The sequence below is a fragment of the Pseudoalteromonas sp. PS1M3 genome (assembly GCF_016865405.1).
In the GTDB taxonomy this organism is placed as follows: Bacteria; Pseudomonadota; Gammaproteobacteria; order Enterobacterales; family Alteromonadaceae; genus Pseudoalteromonas; species Pseudoalteromonas marina.
The window spans coordinates 2934357-2957247 of sequence record NZ_AP022624.1 but is presented as its reverse complement, the minus strand read 5'-3'; the positions used below and the strand labels follow the sequence as shown (position 1 = coordinate 2957247).

The window sequence follows — 22891 nt, the reverse complement described above, 5'->3', positions numbered from 1 at the left end:
GGACAATTACCTTGATTATACGCGCTATGCTGCGCTTGGTGAATGAAAAGGTGAAAAAATGTCTGGTTTTGCATTTAAACAATTTAAGGTTGAACACGACCTCTGCGCAATGAAGGTTTCAACCGACGGCATTTTGCTTGGTGCGTGGGCAAACTTAGCTGGTGCAAACTCGTTACTAGACATTGGTACAGGCACGGGGTTATTGGCGTTAATGTGTAAACAGCGCAGGCCAGCATTGAGTATTACTGCGGTTGAAATAGATGAAAACGCATACAATCAAGCATTACAAAACGTAGCAAATAGTCCGTGGTCCAATATAGCTATTAAGCATCAAACTATTCAAAGCTTTAATAGTGACGCTCCCTTTGATGTCATCATTTCTAATCCGCCTTACTTTAATCACAGTTTAAAAGGCAATAATGCCGCCCGAAACACTGCGCGTCACACCGATGGTTTGAGCTTTGAGGAGCTAATTAACGCGTTTAAGCGGCTTAGCCATTCACAGTCACGGTTTAGTTTAATACTGCCAAACACTGAGGCTTTAGTATTTATTGAGCTTGCTACTCAAAAAGGGCTTTATTTAAATGCACATTGCCAAGTAAAAGCGACACCTAGCAAACCCATAAGCCGCAGTTTAATGACGTTTAGTTATCTAGAATCACAAACCGACAATTCAACGCTATGCATTAGAGAGTTAAACAATAATTACACTACTGATTACATTACTTTGTGTAAGGCATTTTATTTAAAGATGGCGTAATTGTGAGGGAGATTATCTAATAATAAAGGATAGTTTACCCATAATGCATACGTATTCAGTTGTTATTTAATCAATCTCAAGACTAGTGTTAACCACTTGTAAATAACGTTGGGCATGTTGTTTAGCCCGCCAACATTTGGAAACACACACTATGAAGCTGAATAAAATGGTCACCACCGCCGGTTTAAGCCTAGGTTTGCTTTTGCCTAATCTTGCAGCTGCTGCACCCACTACGTTTGTTCATTTATTTGAATGGAGTTGGCCCGATGTTGCACAAGAATGCGAGCAGTTTTTAGGGCCAAAAGGGTATGCTGCTGTACAAGTGTCTCCGCCTAACGAGCATATTACAGGCAACCAATGGTGGACTCGCTATCAACCTGTGAGCTACCAACTGCAAAGTCGAGGCGGTAACCGAACGCAGTTTGTAGATATGGTTAACCGTTGTAAAAGTGCAGGGGTCGATATTTATGTAGATACCTTAATTAATCACATGGCGGCTGGCAGTGGTAATGGCGTTGCGGGTAGCACGTTTGGTAATAAACAATACCCAATTTATAGCCCACAAGACTTTCATGAAAGCTGTAGTATAAATCCAGAAGATTACGGTAATAATCGTTACCGCGTTCAAAACTGCGAGTTAGTAGGACTTGCTGATTTGAATACGTCTTCAAATTACGTGCAAAATACTCTCGCTGCTTATATTAACGACCTTCAGGCTATTGGAGTAAAAGGTTTTAGATTTGATGCGGCTAAACACGTAGCAGCTAGCGATATTCAAAGCCTTATGGCTAAAATAAATGGCTCGCCGTTAGTGTTTCATGAAGTGATTGATCAGGGAACAGAAGCCGTTGATGCCTCTGAGTATTTAAGTACAGGGCTAGTTACCGAGTTTAAATACAGTACACAACTCGGTAATACATTTAGAAACGGCTCGCTTGCATGGTTAAGTAATTTTGGTGAAGGGTGGGGCTTTATGCCAAGCTCGTCAGCGGTCGTATTTGTAGATAATCATGATAATCAGCGGGGGCATGGTGGTGCGGGTAACGTAATTACCTTTGAAGATGGCCGCTTATACGACCTAGCTAACGTATTTATGTTGGCGTATCCGTATGGCTATCCAAAAGTAATGTCGAGTTACGATTTCCATGGTGATACCGATGCGGGCGGGCCGAGTGTTCCCGTTCATAACAGTGGTAATTTAGAATGTTTTGCAAGCAATTGGAAATGTGAGCATCGTTGGTCATATATAGCGGGTGGCGTCGATTTTAGAAATAACACCGCCGACAACTGGGCTGTGACAAATTGGTGGGATAATACTAATAATCAGATTTCATTTGGCCGCGGTAGCTCAGGTCATATGGCCATTAACAAAGAAGACGCAGCGCTCAATGCCACTGTGCAAACAGACATGGCGCCTGGCCAATATTGTAATGTATTAAAAGGTGAATTATCGGGCGATGCTAAAAGTTGTAGCGGTGAGGTTATTACAGTTAATAGTAACGGCACTATTAATTTAAATGTGGCACCTTGGGATACGATGGCAATTCATAAAAACGCTAAGTTATCACAAGGTTCGACTTCAAATCCGAGTGGTGATTGGCAGCGTACCGTCATTTTTATTAACGCACAAACTCAAAGTGGGCAAGACATGTTTGTACGCGGCGGAATAGATCATACCTATGCAAATACAAATTTAGGTAGAAACTGTCAAACAACTAATGTGGAATGTGCGCTGCCTATTCGTCATAACAATTTAAAAAATGCCACTACAAGCCCATGGAAGGTAAACGATAACTATCTAGATTGGTACGGTATTGAAAGCGGGCAAAGCGCCCAGGCAGAAGGTACCGCAGCCGATTGGACTACAAACGTGTGGCCAAGTACATATGGTGCCCAAAAAACAGTGACTAATGACGGCTTTGGCGTTACGCCGCTGAATATTTGGGGCGAACACTATTGGATGCTAGATGTAGACATGGATTGCAGCAAAGCAGTAAATGGGTGGTTTGAGGTAAAAGCATTTGTTAAAAATGGCCAAGGCTGGGAAAGCGATATAAATCAAGCCAATACACCCTTTGCAAGCACTAACCATGTGGCACAATGTGGAAAAATAAATATGTTTGAATTTAATAGCTCGAATGTAGATATTCGTAACTTTTAAACCTATTCGTTAAATTTAGCGATGTGCATTATTACTAAAGCCAAACACCTAAGCGTGTTTGGCTTTTTACCATAAACAATATTGGTAATGTGTTAAATCGCTGTTATATAGCGTGGCAAGTATTACGCTTAAGCAGTTAAAGCGTTTCGCCGTACTCGGTCATTACTTGCTCAACCCAGCTGGCTATGCGCTCATCGCTCAGCTCGTACTGGCTGTCTTCGTCAAGGGCGAGCCCTACAAACTGTTTGCCGTCGGGGGTGAGTGCCTTTGAGGCTTCAAACTCGTAGCTGCTGTCGTTCGGCCAAAAGCCAAGTTGTGTAAATGTTTGTGTGTTTATTTCGTCGTGCAGCATACCTAGAGCGTCTTGAAACCACTGTCCGTAACCTTGTTGGTCGCCCATGCCAAATAAAGCAATGGTTTTACCATTTAGGTTTACGTCTTTTATGTCGTCCCATTTAGACTCCCAGTCTTCTTGTATTTCGCCAAAATCCCATGTTGAAATACCAAAGATGATAAAGTCGTACTGCTCTGCATTTTTTAGTGGTTCGTCTTTAATATTGTGAAGGCTAACTATATCGTCACCAATAAGGTCACGTATTTTTTCTGCTGCCATTTCGGTGTAGCACGTAGTAGAGCCAAAAAATAAACCAATTTGCATCGTATTTATCACTGTGTAATTGCCTGATATGATAGGCTCAAGTTTACCGTAAGGTATTTTTAATTGATACCTTAGCAAAGCATGAGAGCATAATGTGACAACGCTATCTGACGATTTCTCAGAAAATAAAAGCAGTATGAGCACCAATAGCGACTACCTAGAAACCTTTTTAGATAGCCTTTATTTAGAGCAAGGTGTAAGCGAAAACACATTAAGTGCTTACCGTAGCGATTTAGATAAGTTTTGCCAGTTTTTAAAAGGCGAAAACTTAATGGCGGTAACAGGGCACGACATTGAAAGCTACTTAGCGCATCGGGTTGATTTAGGCCTAAAGCCGCGCAGTACAGCGAGAAGTATCAGTGCGCTAAAACGGTTTTATCAGTACTTTGTGCGTGAAAAAATGATTACCGACACACCAATGCTAAATATTGCCCAACCCAAAGCGGGGCAATCGTTACCTAAAACACTTTCTGAAACTGAAGTAGAAGCGCTTCTTAACGCCCCCAATACTGAAGAACCCATGGGGTTACGAGACAAAGCCATGCTTGAATTGCTTTATGCCACAGGCCTGCGTGTCAGTGAGTTGGTTGGGCTACGTATGGAGCAAATTAACTTACGCCAAGCGGTTGTGTTTGTAAAAGGTAAAGGCAACAAAGAACGTTTAGTGCCGCTGGGCGAAGAAGCCATGCATTGGCTTGAGCTTTTTTTAAAAGTGGGCCGCGCACAAATGATCAAACACGCCACCGACTTTGTATTTCCGTCAAAGCGTGGTGTGGGCATGACTCGACAAACCTTTTGGCATAGAATCAAACACTATGCTATTTTGGCATCGGTTGAATCGCCATTATCACCCCACACATTGCGCCATGCATTTGCTACGCATTTATTAAATCACGGGGCCGATTTACGTGTTGTGCAAATGATGCTGGGACACAGCGACCTATCAACAACGCAAATTTATACTCATGTTGCTAATGAACGGTTAAAATCGGTACACGCGCAGCATCATCCGCGCGCTTAATTTGAAATTAAATAGTATTAAGCCGGTCAATATATTAAGTATTTTTAGGATAGAGAGAAGTTATGAAAAAATTAATGTTAGCAGGTGCCATGTTGTGCACAAGTATGAGTGCATTGGCAAATGACGTTGCAGTAACGCCAAATGCTAATGATCCTATTGTTACTAAGTTTGCGGCACTTGGCGTTACGGTTAAGCAAATAAATCCAAGCCCAGTAGCTGGTTTAAAAGAGCTAATTACAAATAAAGGCGTGTTATACGCAAGCCCAGACGGCCAGTTTTTAATGCAAGGCACGTTAATCGATTTAGACAACCGTAATAACCTAACAGAACAAGCTTTAAATAGCGTGCGTGCTGAAGGTATTACAGAATACGAAGAGTCGATGATTGTGTACAAAGCACCAAACGAAAAACACAGCATCACTGTATTTACCGATATTAGCTGTGGTTATTGTCGTAAATTACACCGTGAGCTAAACGATTTACTTGATGCGGGTATTACCGTTAAGTACTTAGCGTTTCCGCGTGGTGGCCTTCAAGGTTCAGGCTATGCAGATTTAATGAATGTATGGTGTGCAAAAGATCAGCAAGAGGCGTTAACAGAAGCTAAAGCTGGTGAGAGTACCACGGCAGTTCCAGGTTGTAGTGCACCCATTGCTGAACACTACCAGCTAGGCCAAAGCTTTGGTATTAGTGGCACGCCAGCCATTATTTTAGACGATGGCACAATGATCCCAGGTTACCAACCTGCTGCTGCATTAAAAGCAGCGTTAGATGCTAATAAAGCATCTTAATAACGTGTTTACGTTTACAAAAAGGCCTTAATGGCCTTTTTTTGTCTTTTTAATACGACTTAATAAGTTAAAAAACTGCATGAAAAAACTGATCATTGCGCGCGAAAACGTTAACGACTCGCACTTACCGAGTCATTTGCATCCGGTAATAAAACAAATTTACGCGACTCGTCGTGTGGTTGATGCCCAAGAGCTCGATAACGGTGTTGCTACGCTTCACGATTATAAATTGTTTAAAGACATCGACAAAGCAAGTGCGTTACTAGTCGATGCGCTTAAGGCGCAAAGCCACATTTTAATTGTGGGCGACTTTGATGCCGATGGCGCAACCAGTACTGCAACCTTAATGCAGGGGTTGCAAATGTTTGGTTTTCAAAATTTAGATTACCTCATTCCAGACCGCTTTAGCTTAGGTTATGGCTTAAGCCCCGCACTGGCCGAACAAATAGTACAAATAAAGCCCGATTTAGTGATCACCGTAGATAACGGTATATCCTGTATTGCCGGTATTGATATTTTAAAATCGGTAGGTATAAAAGTGTTGGTTACAGATCACCATTTACAAGGTGAACAGCTTCCCAATGCCGATGCCATTGTAAATCCAAACAGACACGAATGTAACTTTCCGTCAAAGTCTATTGCTGGTGTAGGCGTAGCGTTTTACTTATTAATAGCACTAAGAAGCCTAATGCGCGAACAAGGTTACTTTACGCAACAAACACCGCCTAACTTAGCAAACTTATTAGACATAGTTGCACTGGGTACAGTCGCTGATGTAGTTGCACTTGATGCAAATAACCGAACATTAGTACACCAAGGCTTAGCGCGTATTCGCAGTGGCAAAACACGCCCAGGTATTACAGCACTTATTGAAGTGGCCAACAGAAATGCAGCGCGTTTAAGCGCCAGCGATTTTGGTTTTTCACTTGCGCCACGTTTAAACGCAGCAGGGCGACTAGACGACATGAGTTTGGGCATAGCGTGTTTACTGAGTAACGATATAAACCAAGCAAGGCGTATCGCAAGCGAACTCGACAGCTTAAACCATGCAAGGCGTGAAATAGAGCAAGGTATGCAAGCTGAAGCACAAGCTGTGCTTGATAGGCTCGCCTTTACCGACGATAACATTCCCGATGCTATTTGTTTGTTTCAAGATGACTGGCACCAAGGCGTAATTGGTATTTTGGCTGGCCGTTTAAAAGAAAAGTACCACCGCCCAACCGTTATTTTTGCCGGTGGTGAAAATGGCGAAATTAAAGGCTCGTGCCGCTCTATTGAAGGGCTGCATATGCGTGACCTACTCGAAGGGTTAAATACCGCCACGCCCCATTTAATAAATAAGTTTGGTGGCCACGCAATGGCTGCGGGTTTAAGCATAGACGAGCAAAATTTTAACGACTTTAAAAGAGCGTTTGATGCCGCAGTCAGTGCGCAATTAAGCGAAGAAAGTAAGCGTTGTATTGTATTTACCGACGGCGAGCTGCCAAACGACTGCTTTACCATGGAGTTTGCCCAATTATTAAAGCAATCAGGCCCATGGGGGCAGCAATTTCCAGAGCCTGTGTTTGAACATACCTTTGAATTAATTCAGCAACGTATTGTTGGTGAAAAGCATTTAAAACTGGTGCTTAAACATCAATCAGGGCGATTAGTTGACGCTATTGCTTTTGGTATAGACGTAAAAGAGTGGCCAGATACCGAAGCACGCTTTGTTAAAGTGGCTTATCAACTTGATATAAACGAGTTTAGAGGTAAATTTAGCTTGCAGCTAATTGTACGAGAGCTTGAAAAAGTGCACTAAAAAATATGCACAATACATGCATAAAAGGCTAATAAAGCGCGCGATTTTTTGTTAAAATCGGGCGTTTTTATCATTTGACGATAATTTATTGCGGATATTCCTCAAGTCGGGCCGTAATAATCTAGCCATTTTGGAGTAATGTACATGTTTGAAGTGAATCCTGTGATTAATCAAATCAAGGAAATTCGCGATCGTACTGAACTGCTTCGGGGGTACCTTTGACTACGCTCTTAAACAAGAGCGCCTAGAAGAAGTTAACGCCGAACTTGAAGATTCAGCTGTATGGAATGAACCTGAACGCGCACAGGCACTTGGCCGTGAGAAGTCAGCATTAGAGGCGGTTGTTGAAACAATCGACAACTTAGTTGCTGGTGCTGATGACGTTGAAGGCTTGCTTGAGCTTGCAATAGAAGCGGAAGACGAAGACACCTTTGACGAAGCAAATGCAGAGCTTGAAGGCCTAAACGAGCAATTAGAGGGTTTAGAGTTTCGTCGTATGTTTTCGGGCACGCACGACGCAAATGATGCATACCTTGATTTACAATCAGGTTCAGGCGGCACTGAAGCTCAAGACTGGTGTAACATGTTACTTCGCATGTACCTACGCTGGGGCGAAGCAAAAGGCTTTAAAGTTGAGCTAGTAGAAGCAACCGATGGCGATGTGGCCGGAATAAAAGGCGCAACAGTTCGCTTTGTTGGTGAATACGCTTACGGTTGGTTACGTACAGAAACAGGCGTACACCGTTTAGTTCGTAAAAGCCCATTTGACTCAAGTGGCCGTCGTCATACATCGTTTGCCTCTGCGTTTGTATACCCAGAGATAGACGACAACATTGAAATTGATATTAATCCGTCTGACTTACGTATAGACGTGTACCGTGCATCGGGTGCAGGTGGTCAGCACGTTAACACCACCGAATCGGCAGTACGTATTACTCACGTGCCTACAAACACGGTAGTGCAATGTCAAAACGAGCGTTCGCAGCATAAAAATAAAGCCCAAGCAATGAAGCAATTAAAAGCTAAATTATTTGAGCTTGAGCTACAGCAGCAAAATGCTGAAAAACAAACGCAAGAAGATGCAAAATCAGATATTGGTTGGGGCAGTCAAATTCGTTCATACGTTCTTGATGACTCACGTATTAAAGATTTACGCACCGGCGTTGAAAACCGCAATACCCAATCGGTACTTGACGGTAACCTAGACAAATTTATTGAAGCCAGCCTTAAATCTGGCCTATAACCACCAAGCTAATAAAGAGCTAAAAAATGACTGATAAAATCCAAGACGAAAACAAGTTAATCGCTGAGCGTCGCGGCAAGTTAGATGCTATTCGCGAAAATTGCCCAGCCAACGGTCATCCAAACCAATTCCGTCGTGAACATTACACGGCTGATTTGCAAGCTGAGTTTGGTGATAAAACAAAAGAAGAATTAATTGAGCTACAGCACGTAGTATCAATTGCTGGTCGTATTCTTGCCAAGCGTGGTCCATTTATGTCTATTCAAGACATGAAAGGCCGTGTACAAGTTTACGCATCAAAAGACGTACAAAAAGACTTAAAAGCAAAATATGGTCAGCTTGATATTGGCGATATTATTGGTGTTAAAGGCCCACTTAACAAATCAGGCAAAGGCGATTTATACGTAGATATGGCCGAGTACGAATTACTTACCAAGTCACTACGCCCATTACCAGAAAAATTTCATGGCCTTTCAGACCAAGAAACAAAATACCGCCAACGTTATGTTGATTTAATTACTAACGAAGCAACGCGCGAAACGTTCCGTATTCGCTCACAAGTAGTTGAAGGTATTCGTCGTTTCTTAGCAGATCGTGACTTTATGGAAGTAGAAACGCCAATGCTGCAGGTTATTCCTGGCGGTGCGTCTGCGCGTCCATTTGTGACTCATCATAACGCGCTTGATATCGACATGTATTTACGTATTGCGCCAGAGCTTTACTTAAAGCGTTTAGTGGTAGGTGGTTTTGACCGCGTATTTGAAATTAACCGTAACTTCCGTAACGAAGGGTTATCAACGCGTCACAACCCAGAATTCACTATGATTGAGTTCTACCAAGCATACGCCGATTACATCGATCTGATGAACATTACCGAAGACATGCTACGTACCGTTGCAACAAACGTTTTAGGCAGCCCAATTGTTGTTAATACAACGAAAGATGAAAACGGCGAAGTAATCGACTCAGTAGAGTACGACTTTGGTAAGCCGTTTGAGCGCCTAAGCATGGCTGATGCTATCTTAAAATATAACCCTGAGTTTGATGCTGCGGTATTTAATGACCCAGAAAACCACTTTGAAGAATTAAAAGCGTACGCGAAACAAGTGCACGTTAAAATTCCTGAAAACTGTGTTTGGGGCCCAGGCAAGTTTTTATGTGAAATATTTGAAGAAACGGCTGAGCACATGCTTATCCAACCTACATTTATTACAGGTTACCCATGGGAAGTGTCGCCACTTGCACGTCGTAACGACGACAATGCATTTGTTACCGACCGCTTTGAATTTTTTGTTGGCGGACGTGAGCTTGCAAATGGTTTCTCGGAGCTTAACGATGCACAAGACCAAGCAGAACGCTTTACTCGCCAAGTTGAAGAAAAAGACGCAGGCGATGATGAGGCAATGCATTACGATGAAGATTACATACGCGCACTAGAGTACGGTTTACCGCCTACAGCTGGTGAGGGTATTGGTATTGACCGATTAGTAATGTTATTTACTGACTCATCTACAATTAAAGATGTTATTTTATTCCCGCATATGCGTCCGCAAGCTGACTAAGCTTAACGAAAATAACACCTTGAAACGCCGCTTAATTGCGGCGTTTTTGTTTTAAAAAATTAGTATGCCGGCTCGCTCTTAACTTGAGGTAATTAATTTATATTAAGCAGCTAACATTAGTGTTAACAGATCTGATTTTCCCGCGATAGGGAAGTTTATGCCATGTAGATTTTATTTGTTATTACCGTAAGTATTTAAACCCGTATTCTGGCGAATTAATGAGGCGAAGATGCACATTTTAAGCTGTTGATAGTTAGTCATTATCTATATGAAAAATTTTATGTGTATATAACAAATTAATGGGTAACTTTTAAACATTATGTTGTATTTTTGTAACTTTATTAGCTACACTATGGCCAAATTTTAAACGGCCTAATTTCTTTAGGTGCTGTAAATAATAAAAACGGATTTACAAAATAATAAAATGACAGATAAAACTATCGAAGAGTCGGAAGAACTCAGTCAAACAGAGCGAGAGCGAGAAGCTTTTTACCGAGCATGCATTGCAGAGTTTCAACAACTAGGTTATCAAGAGCAGTACCTAGCTAGTTTAAAAGATAAATGCGTACCAACCGACGACACACTTACGCCTAACGAAGAGAGTTAATTAGCTTAAAAATTAGGCTTCTTTAATATAAAAACATAACATATGTGTGTTCTGTAACCATATAGACACTTTTGATAGAAAAGTGTTTGACATATTTTCTGAAATCTTTATTATACGCCCCACAAGACGGAGAGGTGTCCGAGTGGCCGAAGGAGCTCCCCTGCTAAGGGAGTATAGAGTTTGTAGCTCTATCGAGGGTTCGAATCCCTCCCTCTCCACCATTTTTTAAATGGCGAAATCTTGTAAACGTAAAGATGGGCGCATAGCTCAGCTGGATAGAGTACCTGGCTACGAACCAGGCGGTCGGAGGTTCGAATCCTCCTGCGCCCACCACTCTTTACACACTCTGCTTAGAGTATAAATAAGTTAAAGTGTTTGGTTTGTAACCAAATCGGTCGGAGGTTCATTCTTACAAGATACGTCCTGCTTCCAGCACTTTTTACACACTCTGCTTTGAGTATAAAAAAGCAAATAGTAAAAGTGGGCGCATAGCTCAGCTGGATAGAGTACCTGGCTACGAACCAGGCGGTCGGAGGTTCGAATCCTCCTGCGCCCACCACTTTTACACACTCTGCTTAGAGTATAAACAAGTAAAAAAGAATGAAAGTGGGCGCATAGCTCAGCTGGATAGAGTACCTGGCTACGAACCAGGCGGTCGGAGGTTCGAATCCTCCTGCGCCCACCACTTTCATACATAAGCCGACGCTAAGTCGGTTTTTTTGTGCCTGAAATAAAGTGAATATGGGAAAATAGCAAGCCACGAACCCGACGGTCAGAGGTTCACTCTTAGAAGGTACGTCCTGCGCCCAGCACTTTCATACATAAGCCGACACTAAGTCGGTTTTTTTGTGCCTGAAATTTGAGAAAGCTTTCAGATATCAGTTAAACCTAATGATACATACTGCCAAATCTTCCATTTAGTCACTTCTCTAAAAGCGCAGCGTCTCTAAACCTCTTTGTGAATAACGCTCTTAAACATAACTGCACAAAGAGAAATAAAAGAGGAGTAAATGAGTAGTTCAAAACCACTATTGTAATTAAACGCTGAAGCTTAAATCGTCGTAGACGTAGAACGTGCTCACGTGAGAAGCGTAGCTTCTAATTACTTATGTATCGACTCAAAAGCATTCGCTGCTCTTTAACTTAAGCTGTGGTATTTTAAACACCTTGTTTAAAAGGATCTTGCTGTATGTTTAAAACCGTATTTTTTATATTTTTATTGAGTTTAAGTGCGCTTTTTACTATTACCACACACGCGAATGAAGCAAAGCATTCAGTAACCGTAGGGGCTGAACAGCCGGCAGTGTACTTACCGCAATTACAAAATAAACGTGTTGGGTTAGTGGTAAATCAAACCTCTTTAGTAGGGCAAGCACACTTGGTTGACAGCCTGCTTAGTAAAAATATAAACATAACCAAAATTTTTGCACCCGAGCATGGTTTTAGAGGCGATCACGACGCCGGTGCTCATGTTAAAAACGCCATAGATAGCAAAACCGGCATTCCACTAATTTCTATTTATGGCAAAAACAAAAAGCCAAGCGCTGAAGCTCTTAGCAATGTAGATGTTATTGTTTTTGATATTCAAGATGTGGGTGTACGTTTTTATACCTATATAAGCTCTATGCATTACATGATGGAGGCTGCGGCTGAGCAAGGTGTTGAATTTATAGTGCTTGATAGGCCAAACCCCAATATTGCCTATATTGACGGGCCAATTCTTGAGCGCGAATTTAAATCGTTTGTAGGCATGCACCCAATACCCGTGCTACATGGAATGACGGTAGGTGAGCTGGCTAACATGATCAAAGGCGAGGGCTGGATCAATAAAGCCACCGATCTAAAGCTCACCGTGATCCCGGTTGATCGTTACACACGCACAACTCGTTATAGCTTACCTGTAAAACCCAGCCCTAATTTACCAAACGATCAATCAATCGCGCTTTACCCATCGCTGTGCTTTTTTGAAGCAACCCCTGTGAGTATTGGCCGCGGCACCGATTTTGCGTTTCAGGTTATTGGTTATTCGCCGGTAAAATTAGGGGATTTTAATTTTACACCGCGGGCTATTAAAGGCGCTGCTTTAAACCCTAAATTTAAAAATACAACGATACATGGCCTTGATTTAAGGCAAGTAAACGCCGCAGGGCTAAATTTAACGTACTTAATAAACGCCTACGCCACCCTTAATAAAGATAACGTCGATTTTTTTGAACGCGCTGGTTTTATGGATAAATTGGCAGGTACTAATAAATTGCGTTTAGCTATAGAGGCAGGGCAGTCGGCTGCGCAAATAAAGAAAAGCTGGCAACGCGGCCTCACACAATTTAAAGCGCAACGAGCGCCTTATTTGTTATATGAGTAAGGCTTAACCATGTTATTTATTTTAAAAAATACTCGCTCCATAAAAAACGCATGGTTAGCCGCTTTGAGTTTAATTATTATAGGCTGCAGTAGTACATATAATTCATTAAAATCGCAGCCATTGCTGACTAAAAGTCAGCTAATAGAGCTGCCAAACGCACAAGTTGTAGCCAGCTTTCCTGAGCCAAATCCAAGTAGCCGGTTTTATGTAAACAACCGTGGCACATTTAAAGCGTATAAAGGTCGCGGCCAATTATTAATACAAAACCACAGTGCCGAAAGTGCCGATATTTACATAAACAATCAAAAACTTGCTACCAATACGTTAACCACTAATACGCTTTATAATTACAGCTTAGCGGCGCATACTCATAATGGGATAAACACATTTAAGGTAGAAAATATTTTACCTAAAGGCGCAAGCTTAACGCTGCGTTTTGCATTTCCTACATTAAATTTAACGCCTAACAAGCCAGTTGATTTTACTGACGTTGATGAACTTATTGAGCGTGATATTAAAGCGGGGTTTCCTGGTGCAGTGCTGGCGGTTGTTAAAAATGGCGAGCTAATAAAACTCACAGCTTATGGTGATGCAAAGCAGTACCAGCAAAACGATCTAATGCTACTGCGCCCAGAGCCTATGCAAACCAATACTCTATTTGACTTAGCCTCAAACACTAAAATATTTGCCACTAACTTTGCACTCATGAAACTAATAAGCGAAGGGCAACTCAATATAAACAACCCCGTGCAAAGTTATTTAACAGAATACACAGGGGGTGGGCGAGAGCAACGCACAGTAAAAGAGTTACTTACTCATAGCGCAGGCTACCCACCTGTGTTTGATTTTCACCGAAAAGATACACAGCAAGGCGATGCATTTTATTCTCAAAATAGCCAAACCACTAAACAGCTTTTGCTCACCAAAGTGCCGCTTAATAACAAAAAACCAATGCAACATGTATATTCTGATATTGATTACATGATTTTAGGTGTATTGGTTGAGCGCATAACAGGGCTGCCACTAGACGAGTACTTAGAGCAGCACGTTTATAAACCCCTTGCACTGAGTAACACGCTATTTAACCCCCTTAAAAAAGGCTTTGAGCGTAGTCAATTTGCAGCCACCGAACTTAGCGGCAACACCCGCGATGGGCGTATTACTTTTGATAATATTCGAACACATGTGTTGCAAGGCCAAGTTCATGACGAACGCGCATTTTACTCGTTTGGCGGCGTTGCTGGGCATGCCGGGTTATTTAGTAACGCTCACGATTTAGCTGTGCTTTGCCAGCTATTATTAAATAATGGTGGCTACGGCGACCAACAATTATTTAGTGCAAGTGCCTTAGCGCAGTTTTTAACGCCGCAAAGCACTAACGAAACGTACGGCCTAGGTTTTAGGCTTGCAGGTAATAACCAAGCACGGCGTTGGCACTTTGGCCCTTATGCCAGCGCACAAGCGTATGGCCATACCGGTTGGACAGGCACCGTAACAGTAATCGATCCCGCTTACGACTTGGCCATTGTTTTGCTTACTAACGCGCGCCACACTGCAATTAAAGGCACACAAAAACGTTATGAATTTACAGGCAAACAATTCGAAACCGCGCAATACGGATCTGTGGTATCGCTTGTTTACGAAGCGCTGTTAAATCAATAAATTATCGTATAGGTTAAAATGGGCTAATACAGTTACGCCCAATGGCTTATTTGCAGGTGACTTGGCAACATCAATCCATTAAGCTAAGCGGTTTACTCCATTAAGCCACTTTTTAAGTTTTGGGCTTAACATATAAGCGTTTAAGCGCGGGTTGTTAATAATTAAGGTTAACTTTTTATGCATTGGTATTCTATTTTACCGCCGCTAATTGCGATTGCTATCGTGTTTTGGCGCAAAGAAGTCATTATGGCGCTGCTAGTTGCCGTGGCGTCTTCTGAGTTTTTACTTGCCTTACAAGGGGAAGGAAATAGCGTATTTTCAACATTTTTAAATACCATAGAGCGTATTATCTCGGTGGCAAGTTCGCCGGGTAACAGCCGCATACTCATATTTAGTATTTTAATAGGAGCCTTACTTGCCTACATTCGTGAATCTGGCGGTGTGGCGGCAACGGTTAACTTATTAATGAACAAAGGGGTTGCAAAAGGTAAGCGCCAAGTTGGCTTTTTAACTATGTTTACTGGCGTTGCGGTGTTTATAGAGTCAAACCTAAGCGTGCTTACGTCGGGTATTTTGTCGCGTGGCCTGTTCGACAAATTTAAAATGAGCCGTGCACGCCTTGCCTACATTATAGATAGTACCAGTGCCCCTGTGTGTATTTTAATACTACTTAACGGCTGGGGTGCATTTGTGCTGGGCTTATTAGGTAATTACGAATTGGGCGAATCGGCGGTATCGGTACTGTGGGGCAGCGTTGGGTATAACTTTTACGCCATAATTACCTTGGTTATTGTTTTTTACACCATTGCGTTTGATAAAGTACATGGCCCAATGAAAGAGGCCGAACAAAAATTAGAGCTACAAACAAACGAGCTAAAAGAAGAAGTAAAAGGCTCTAAAGCGCGCTTTATGTTAGTGCCATTATTTACGCTAATTGCCAGCATGGTAGGCTTTATGTTTTACACTGGTAACGGTGTGTTGGCAGAAGGTAGCGGCTCTAAATCGGTATTATATGCAACTGTACTCGCGATTGTGGTTGCTTACTTACTAATGATTAGTTCGCGCCAATTTACCCACCACCAATTGGTTGATACTGGCTTTAAAGGCATGGGTGAATTACTTCCATTGGTAAGTATTGTTTTGCTCTCGCTTACGCTAGGTGCAAGCCTAAAAGAGCTAGGTACGGGTGTGTTTGTTGCGTCATTGGTAGGCGACTACTTACCTATTTACTTAATAGTGCCTGTGCTGTTTTTAACAGGGGCGGTTATGTCGTTTACTACAGGCACATCGTGGGGCACGTTTGCCATACTTATTCCTATTGGCGTACCGCTCATACAAGCACTGGGTTTACCACCTTCATTGGTTGTAGGCGCTATTTTGGGCGGCGGCATATTTGGCGATCACTGTTCGCCTATATCCGACACCAGCGCGGTATCGGCACTTGCATCGGGGTGTGACCTACTCACTCACGTTAAAACGCAGTTACCGTATGCGTTATTTGGTGGCGCACTGACTTTTATTGCTTATTTGGTTATTAGCATTATTGTGTTGTAAAAACTCGGAATTGAAATATTTAAAAGCCTGCTTAATTGCAGGCTTTTTTGTTTAAGATTGATCACCATCGAGCACATCTAGGCGCTACACAGAGATAAATAATAATAGCTTTTTATTAATAGGTTACGTTCATTGAATGTTGTATGGCATTATGTGAAAAAGAATGATTTAAAGGGAAATTAAATGCACGACATTAAAGAATTCAATTGGAGTAAAGCAACTAATCCTCCATTAGAAGAGTATTTTCCTGCAGATAAATTAGATCGTGCTCGCTACGCCACATTCTTATCAAGGCTATTGGCTCAAGAGGGATTTGACGAAAGCAGGCCTGATAAAGAGAAAAAGAAAAACTATGTATTAAACTTAAACGCTGAATGGGGGGCAGGTAAAACCTATTTTCTTAAGCGTTGGTCACAGGAATTAATAGTAGGTTACCCTGTAGTTTATATTGATGCATGGCAGCAAGACTATTCGGACGATCCATTTTTAACTGTAATTGCAGGTATCATCAAGCAGCTTCAACTTCAGGCTAAGTTTAATATAACTATTCCTAAGAGTGCTGTTTCTATGTTTAAGGCCGTTGCACCTGCTATAGCGCAAGGTTTAACTAAAAAAATATCAGGAATAGATTTAGAAGAGCTACACACATTACTATTTTCTGATGAAGAAATTGAAGATGATCAAAAGCAAAATTCTAACAAGTTAACTGGCAGCGACTTTTCGCCCGTAGTAAAGGCGCTTGCACAAAACTTAATTAAAGATCATGAAGCTAAAAACAAAAGTATTGAAGTAATAAAATCTAAGTTAGATGACTGGGTCAGTAAGTTTGAAAAGCAGGAAGGTAAATCGTTACCCATATTTATTTTTATTGATGAATTAGACCGTTGTCGCCCAAGTTATGCAGTAGAAATGCTTGAGACAATTAAACATATTTTTGATGTAAAAGGCATCGTATTTGTTGTGGCTACGGATACCGAACAGCTTCAACATACAATCAAATCAATATACGGTGAAGGGTTTGACGCTAAGGTTTATTTAGGCCGTTTTTTTAATAGTCGTTACAGTTTAAAACGTCCTGCTTTGAAGGATTTTTTATCAGTACATAGCGATACAACTAAATTTGAAACTGCGTATTTAGAAAGTAAAAAAATTGAGCTACTCCCCCGCACAGAAAACCCCGAAACTGCTTTAGCTAATATTTCAGTTGTATTAGATGCCTTTCAGGTATCAGCAAGAACAGCTATTCAAATTACTGAGCGTATTACAGCTATTATTGTGAATTTACCAAGTGGTAAAAAAATTGATGTACTTGTGCTCACGGTTTTGTTTTGTATCTATGAAAAAGATCATTCTTTATATGAAGAAATAATAAGTGGAAGGTTTAAGAGAACAAAACTAACTCAGAAAAGCGATACACAAAATATAAAGTTATCTGATTATTTATCAGAAGAAATACTACCCGTAGATTTAGAAAGGGATGTTATATTTTTTATTGATTCAAAATTATATAGTAAGGAGCCGAACTGTATAATTAACCGCTACAAAGATACGAAGAAAGTAATTAAATTAAAGCATTACATAGAGTATTTTTTCTGCCAAATTTTTGTAGTTGAAACATCACTTGTTTTTGCAGGATTTGGAAACACGCAGGGGAGGAAGTTAACTGAATTAGATCAAGCTGAAAAAGAATTACGGGAATGCAATGATTCTACTCAATATGAAGTGGCTAAGTCTTTGATTAGATATATTTATGTAAAAGATGCATATAACAAAATTACTAAAGAGCAATATCGTGACTTTATAGAGCTTTCTTCACCATTAGATTATATGGGCGATAGTTAACTACCTCTGTGCAGCGCGAAGCACCTCTGTGTTCTCGGTGGTAATTTCATCTGAATTACCGCCACTTAAGCCTTACATTGCTTCGCTCCAACCCCGGCATGTTTAAGCCCTACAATCTGCCCTTTGCCGTTATGTGCCATGGCCAGCATATCACCTGTGTTTATATTACTTTCAACTGCGTGCCTGCCCTTTAAATCACTCAATAGCGACTGCTTAATTTGCACTAGCACCTCGTCATTACAGCTGGCTATGTACCAGTCGTTGTCGACCTTTACGAGCGTGCCGTATTCTATGTGGCGTTGCTGGTGGCGGCGTAAATCGTTTGCTAATTGGGTGTCGAGCGCGCGTTTTTGTTGCGTTATGGCGCTTGCGTAGCTGCCTGTTTGATCTATTTCATGCGTTGTTATGAACGAGTAGTCGTGTATATCTATGGTGTTTAGTACGGTTTTAGGGGCGGTATTTATTACGTTGTTGCTGTTGAGCACTATAAAGGCCAGTAAGCCCAGAGCGCAGGTAAGGCTTGTGAGTTGCAGGGCAAAACCTAACTTTTTAGGTTGTTTTTGAGCTACGCTGTGTTTTAACGCCTGTTGTTGAGCATGCGAAAGGATGGTACGTGCTTTACGCGCTTTAAAGTGGTTTGTAAGCTTTTCATCAAACTGCTCATCAGACTTGTTCATTATAATCTCCTAATAATTGTTTTAGGTTTTGTTTGGCGTAGCGCAGTCTTGTTTTTATGGTTTGGGCGTTGCTTTGCGTTATAAGCTCTATGTCGGCAAGGCTAAAACCTTCTTGTTGTAAGGTGATGGCTTCGCGCTGCACAAAGCTCAGTTCCTTGAGCGCCGTGTTGAATGCTTCGTAGCTTATGTGTGTGTCACCTATGTGCGAGTCACTATTTGTTAATTGGCTTTGATTGGCACTTTGCAAAGGTTGTAGGCTGTTTTCGTCTAGCTCCACAAAATGTTGCTGTTTGCGGTATTCGTCTATTAACGTGTTACGTGCGAGTTTAAATAACCACGCTTTAGGCGTGGTTTGCGCTTGGTAAAGGTGGCGCTTTTCAATTACTTTTAGCCACGTTTGCTGGCTTACGTCGTATGCTAAATGTGTATTAGACTGGGTAACTAGGTAGTGATATAAATCGTTACTGTATAAGGCAATAAGCTGCTCTAAGTGGCGGTTGTCGCCACTTTTTGCATACCGCGCCATGCAGTCTTTGCTTGGCGCTTCAAATAACCATGACTTAATACTCAATAGCATAGGCGCTTATTCCTTTACTGCGAACTGTCTAATTTAAAATCAAGCTGTACGGTTTGACCTGTTTGTAATTGTGCCACACCTTCAATTACTTTTGGACGATATTTCCAGCGCTTAATGGCGCGAAGTGCTTCGCGATCAAATATGCGTTTTGGTTCGGCGTTTAAAACTACCGCGTCAATTACTTCGCCAGTGGGCGAAATATTAAAGCTAAGTTGTACCCAGCCTTCTATGCCATCACGCGCAGCGGTGGTTGGGTACTTTGGATTTATGCGCACAATGGGTGAGGCATCTCCCGTTGGCCGGTTAAGGGTATTGTTAATGCCGTCACCAAAGTTATCCATTATTAATGGCGGCGCCGTGTTGATTGCCATAACGGGGTCGGCACTCGGTGTTACACGCGGTGGCGCTTTAGGCGGCATTTTTGGTGTAGGTGGTGGTGGCATTTTATCTATGTGTCTTACTTTTGAATCTTCAGGCACTTTAAATATTTCAACCGTTATTTCTTTGCCAGGGTCTAGTGGTGCGCGTTGGTCGCCACTGATTAGGTATTGCATAAATGCAAAGGCGGCAAAGGTCATTGCTGCACCACCAATAACGGCGGTTGATGTTTTTATAAATGTTGGGTTATTTGGGGTTTCGAGTGTGTGCATAAGCCGCTCCTAGTTAACTCATTATGTGGTTTTCAGAGCTATAACGGGTGGCAAATCAAAAAGGGGTGAAATATTTTTATAAAAAATGCGGGGTTTAGTTACAATAGCGTTTCGCATTCTTTTACTTATTAACTTTTTAGGCTGTTATGCAACTCATTGAAATAAATAAAGCGCGTTACCGTAAGCATTTAAATCGTGTCATTGTGGGCTGTGCGGCTTCGCTTGCGGCGGGGAGCTTAGCTATATCGCAAACGCTGATTGCGTTGTTTCCGGATGAAAGCGGAAGCCATTTTCATTGGAACTTAACTGGCGTGGTTATTACAAGTTTAGCCATAGGGTGGTTGTTAAATAAATACCGCACTCATCCTTACATGACCGAAGTGGTTTATGTATGGGAGCTAAAACAGGCACTTAATAAAATAACCCGTAAAATGCCAAAGTTAAAAGCGGCTGGTCGCGAAGGTAACCCCGCTGCACTATTAGCCATTCATTACAGTTATGCGGGCTCGCGTTTATTGTGGCAGCTAGACGACAACCTCATAACAATGGAAGACCTAGCCATTAAGCAAGCTGAGTTAGATTCGGTTGCCGAGCAGTTTAATTTAACGCTAAATGCTGACGATTACGAAGAGAGCATATTAAAACAGTTTTAAAGCCTTATTTAAGGAGCCGCTATGAAAAAGGTACTGATTGTATGTTTAGGTAATATTTGCCGTTCACCTACTGCTGAGGCGGTTTTAAAAGCGCGTGCAAAAGCCTTGGGTGTAAAGGTGGTGGTCGATTCTGCAGGTACAATTGGCTATCACGAAGGAAAATCGCCCGATAGCCGTTCAATGGCGGCGGGTGAAAAGCGCGGCTATAGCTTTAAAGGAATACACTCGCGTAAAGTTCGCACTAGCGACTTTACCGAGTTTGATTTAATTTTAGCAGCCGACAAACAAAATTTAACTGATTTAAAAGAGCAGTGCCCAACGCATTTACACTATAAGTTAGCGTTGTTTTTAGAGTACGGGGAGCAAAGCACAAGTGCCATACCTGATCCCTATTACGGTGGTGACGACGGCTTTGAAAACGTACTTGATTTAATAGAAGCGGCCAGCGATAACATACTTGCTAAAATGTAAGTGCCTCTTATCAGTTTGTTACATTACCGAACATTTGTTTTATTGCCCTTTGTTCCTTAATTGAGTACGATTTATCCTTACTCAAAAGGAATATTATGAATACAAAAATATTACTACTGGTTTTATCACTTGGTTCGGGTTCTGCTTTTGCTAATGATGTGAGCTTTTCGATTGGGGGTGGCTACCCTTACTTGGTTGTACCTGAAGTGTCGTTATCGGCAGATAACAATTCTCAACGCTGGTACGCAAACTATAAAATTGGCCTAGATGATGGCTTTTCAGTGGGTTTTGAACACGCAGTTAGTGATAACAATAAACACGCATTGGGTGTGTTAGTTGGGGCTATTGGCGCACGTGATACCGACCAACCATGTGAAAGCACAAACACTGACGACATTGCTAGCGAGCTAGGTAATATTTTTGGATGTGCGCTAGGGCAAATATTTGATGATGAAACCACAAATGGTATTGGGCTTACATACAGTTATAACTTTAACGGCTTAAATAATAGTGGTTTTAGACTAATACTTGATGCGGGCTATGGTAAAACAAGTGACAGTAACGAAAAAAGAGCCGATGGTGCTATTCGCATTAGTTACGAATTTTAGGGCGTCGTGAGTAAAAATAAAAAAGGCGCTAAATAGCGCCTTTTTTATTTGTAAAACCGCTAGCGATTTATTTTAAAATCTATTTGCACCTGGGTGCTTGCTACTACGGGGCTTCCGTTTTCAAATTTGGGTGCGTAACGCCATTTTTTAAGTGCCTCTAATGCTGACTTTTCAAATGCGTGGCCACCTTCTGAGCTTATTACTGATGAGTTTTTTACAAATCCGGCAGTGTCTACATCAAACTGAAGAACAACAATACCATCTGTATTTTGGCGTGCTTTATTTACTGGATACTTAGGTGGTTGGCGGTATACCGGTGTTTGTTCTTGTGAGTCTTTCCATGGCACCATTTCGGCAATAGCTAAACAATGTTTAGTTGCTTGTTCGCTTTGACCTGTTTTTTCGTAAAGGTTTACAAGTTTTGAGTGCGCGGTAAGTTCGGCGTTATGATCAAAGCTTAGGTTGCTATCAAATACCGAAACAACATGATTTAAACGCTCAATCGCTTTTTTATATTTTCTCTTACTTTGCGCAAACGAGGCGACTAAAAAGTCTGTTTTGATTCGCTCAACCGTGTTTTCATCTAAATTTTCACGGTAGTACTCATCGGCTTCGTTCAATAACTTTTGCGCTGCACGAAACTTTTTATGTGCAAACTTACTTGCTAACAACGACGCGGCTTCAAATTGCATATCGGCAACAAATTTTGGTTTATTTTGTGCTTTAGCAATATCGATTATACGTTCGAGATGATCTTCTGCCAAAGACGCTGATTTAGCATTTTCGGCTTTACCTAAAAGTGCGTCGAGCGTTTGTAATGCATTTTTGCCGTGGTTATCAGCTAAGATTGTATACGCTTGCGAGTAAAGGCTATAACGCTGCTGCCTTATGTTTTTTTTGTTGCTTGTTGTGCTTGGCGGTGTAATGGCTTTAGCATAATTAATAGCAAGGTTTGCTGTGTTGTCGCTTTTATCGCCGTAAAAAGTAAGGCCTGTAGTGTAAGCTCGTTTTGCGGCTTGCTCAATATCGTGTTTTGTTTCTACTGCGTTTAGGTAACTTTGATAGGCAGTTGAAAAAGCCGCTTTAGCGTTGTCAGTTTGGCTAGCAAGTGTATTATTTGTAAAGGCAGATAAGCTTAATCCAACAAATAGGGCAAGGTGTTGTGGCTTCATAATGATCCTTATTAATTGTGAACCTGAACTTTGAATAATAACTCTATGCTAAGTGG

Annotated in this window: 20 protein-coding genes and 4 tRNA genes; 19 read left to right on the top strand and 5 right to left on the bottom strand. The window is 41.5% G+C overall.

What is annotated here, in order from left to right; all coding sequences use genetic code 11:
- Window positions 1-58: 58 nt before the first annotated feature.
- Together PS1M3_RS13795 and PS1M3_RS13790 are read left to right on the top strand one after the other, a co-directional pair.
- Complete coding sequence (locus tag PS1M3_RS13795; protein WP_203984945.1) at window positions 59-760, top strand: tRNA1(Val) (adenine(37)-N6)-methyltransferase; 702 nt, start codon at window positions 59-61, stop codon at window positions 758-760.
- Window positions 761-911: 151 nt separating this feature from the next.
- The gene (locus tag PS1M3_RS13790; protein WP_203984943.1) at window positions 912-2921 is read left to right on the top strand and encodes an alpha-amylase family protein; all 2010 of its coding nucleotides are present in this window, start codon (window positions 912-914) and stop codon (window positions 2919-2921) included.
- 136 nt (window positions 2922-3057) lie between these two features.
- On the opposite strand, the gene fldB is transcribed toward PS1M3_RS13790, so the two are convergent.
- Window positions 3058-3579, bottom strand: a complete 522-nt coding sequence (fldB, locus tag PS1M3_RS13785) for a flavodoxin FldB (protein WP_006793142.1) — start codon at window positions 3577-3579, stop codon at window positions 3058-3060.
- 94 nt (window positions 3580-3673) lie between these two features.
- Between fldB and xerD the strand changes: the two genes are divergently transcribed.
- The 14 genes from xerD to PS1M3_RS13715 all read left to right on the top strand — a co-directional run bounded on the left by xerD (window position 3674) and on the right by PS1M3_RS13715 (window position 18027).
- On the top strand, window positions 3674-4600 hold the full coding sequence (xerD, locus tag PS1M3_RS13780) for a site-specific tyrosine recombinase XerD (protein WP_203984941.1): 927 nt from the start codon (window positions 3674-3676) through the stop codon (window positions 4598-4600).
- Window positions 4601-4662: 62 nt separating this feature from the next.
- Entirely contained in the window at window positions 4663-5391 is a 729-nt protein-coding gene (dsbC, locus tag PS1M3_RS13775; RefSeq protein ID WP_203984939.1) for a bifunctional protein-disulfide isomerase/oxidoreductase DsbC, read from the top strand.
- A gap of 79 nt (window positions 5392-5470) precedes the next feature.
- On the top strand, window positions 5471-7192 hold the full coding sequence (gene recJ / locus PS1M3_RS13770) for a single-stranded-DNA-specific exonuclease RecJ (RefSeq protein ID WP_008129007.1): 1722 nt from the start codon (window positions 5471-5473) through the stop codon (window positions 7190-7192).
- Between the two features lie 144 nt (window positions 7193-7336).
- A protein-coding gene (gene prfB / locus PS1M3_RS13765; protein WP_096801177.1) for a peptide chain release factor 2 occupies window positions 7337-8435 on the top strand; the annotation gives its coding sequence in 2 pieces (ribosomal slippage) (window positions 7337-7411 and window positions 7413-8435; 1098 coding nt in all).
- A 26-nt stretch (window positions 8436-8461) separates the two neighbouring features.
- Window positions 8462-9997 (top strand): lysine--tRNA ligase, encoded by a 1536-nt coding sequence (gene lysS / locus PS1M3_RS13760; RefSeq protein ID WP_006793137.1) that lies wholly within the window; start codon window positions 8462-8464, stop codon window positions 9995-9997.
- Window positions 9998-10421: 424 nt separating this feature from the next.
- Window positions 10422-10604, top strand: coding sequence for a hypothetical protein (locus tag PS1M3_RS13755; protein WP_058429732.1), 183 nt, complete (start codon window positions 10422-10424; stop codon window positions 10602-10604).
- A gap of 128 nt (window positions 10605-10732) precedes the next feature.
- A tRNA-Ser gene (locus PS1M3_RS13750) sits at window positions 10733-10825 on the top strand.
- A gap of 35 nt (window positions 10826-10860) precedes the next feature.
- Window positions 10861-10937, top strand: a tRNA-Arg gene (locus tag PS1M3_RS13745).
- Window positions 10938-11086: 149 nt separating this feature from the next.
- A tRNA-Arg gene (locus PS1M3_RS13740) sits at window positions 11087-11163 on the top strand.
- A 49-nt stretch (window positions 11164-11212) separates the two neighbouring features.
- Window positions 11213-11289: transfer RNA gene (locus tag PS1M3_RS13735), tRNA-Arg, on the top strand.
- 504 nt (window positions 11290-11793) lie between these two features.
- Window positions 11794-12969: an exo-beta-N-acetylmuramidase NamZ domain-containing protein gene (locus PS1M3_RS13730; RefSeq protein WP_203984931.1), complete on the top strand. Its 1176-nt coding sequence runs from the start codon at window positions 11794-11796 to the stop codon at window positions 12967-12969.
- A 9-nt stretch (window positions 12970-12978) separates the two neighbouring features.
- Window positions 12979-14631, top strand: a complete 1653-nt coding sequence (gene pbp4b / locus PS1M3_RS13725; protein ID WP_203984929.1) for a penicillin binding protein PBP4B — start codon at window positions 12979-12981, stop codon at window positions 14629-14631.
- 177 nt (window positions 14632-14808) lie between these two features.
- Complete coding sequence (locus PS1M3_RS13720; protein ID WP_203984927.1) at window positions 14809-16185, top strand: Na+/H+ antiporter NhaC family protein; 1377 nt, start codon at window positions 14809-14811, stop codon at window positions 16183-16185.
- Between the two features lie 183 nt (window positions 16186-16368).
- A complete protein-coding gene (locus PS1M3_RS13715) occupies window positions 16369-18027 on the top strand; it encodes a P-loop NTPase fold protein (RefSeq protein WP_203984925.1) in 1659 nt (552 codons plus the stop codon).
- Window positions 18028-18092: 65 nt separating this feature from the next.
- Here PS1M3_RS13715 and PS1M3_RS13710 read toward each other — a convergent pair whose 3' ends face one another.
- From PS1M3_RS13710 to PS1M3_RS13700, 3 genes are read right to left on the bottom strand one after another with little or no spacing between them, the layout of a single operon-like run.
- Entirely contained in the window at window positions 18093-18704 is a 612-nt protein-coding gene (locus tag PS1M3_RS13710) for a hypothetical protein (RefSeq protein WP_203984916.1), read from the bottom strand.
- The gene (locus PS1M3_RS13705) at window positions 18691-19281 is read right to left on the bottom strand and encodes an RNA polymerase sigma factor (RefSeq protein ID WP_203984915.1); all 591 of its coding nucleotides are present in this window, start codon (window positions 19279-19281) and stop codon (window positions 18691-18693) included. Before PS1M3_RS13705 ends, PS1M3_RS13710 begins: the two co-directional genes overlap by 14 nt.
- 14 nt (window positions 19282-19295) lie before the next feature.
- Complete coding sequence (locus tag PS1M3_RS13700; protein ID WP_203984913.1) at window positions 19296-19931, bottom strand: energy transducer TonB; 636 nt, start codon at window positions 19929-19931, stop codon at window positions 19296-19298.
- 146 nt (window positions 19932-20077) lie between these two features.
- On the opposite strand from PS1M3_RS13700, the gene PS1M3_RS13695 reads away from it, so the two are divergent.
- The 3 genes from PS1M3_RS13695 (at window position 20078) to PS1M3_RS13685 (ending at window position 21663) form a co-directional block, all read left to right on the top strand.
- Window positions 20078-20584, top strand: a complete 507-nt coding sequence (locus tag PS1M3_RS13695; RefSeq protein WP_203984911.1) for a DUF3087 domain-containing protein — start codon at window positions 20078-20080, stop codon at window positions 20582-20584.
- Between the two features lie 21 nt (window positions 20585-20605).
- Window positions 20606-21055 carry a low molecular weight protein-tyrosine-phosphatase gene (locus tag PS1M3_RS13690; protein WP_010556543.1) on the top strand — a complete coding sequence of 150 codons (450 nt, stop codon included), beginning with the start codon at window positions 20606-20608 and terminating at the stop codon, window positions 21053-21055.
- Window positions 21056-21150: 95 nt separating this feature from the next.
- On the top strand, window positions 21151-21663 hold the full coding sequence (locus PS1M3_RS13685) for a hypothetical protein (RefSeq protein WP_008129036.1): 513 nt from the start codon (window positions 21151-21153) through the stop codon (window positions 21661-21663).
- A gap of 59 nt (window positions 21664-21722) precedes the next feature.
- Here PS1M3_RS13685 and PS1M3_RS13680 read toward each other — a convergent pair whose 3' ends face one another.
- On the bottom strand, window positions 21723-22835 hold the full coding sequence (locus tag PS1M3_RS13680; protein WP_138740281.1) for an energy transducer TonB: 1113 nt from the start codon (window positions 22833-22835) through the stop codon (window positions 21723-21725).
- Window positions 22836-22891: the final 56 nt, after the last annotated feature.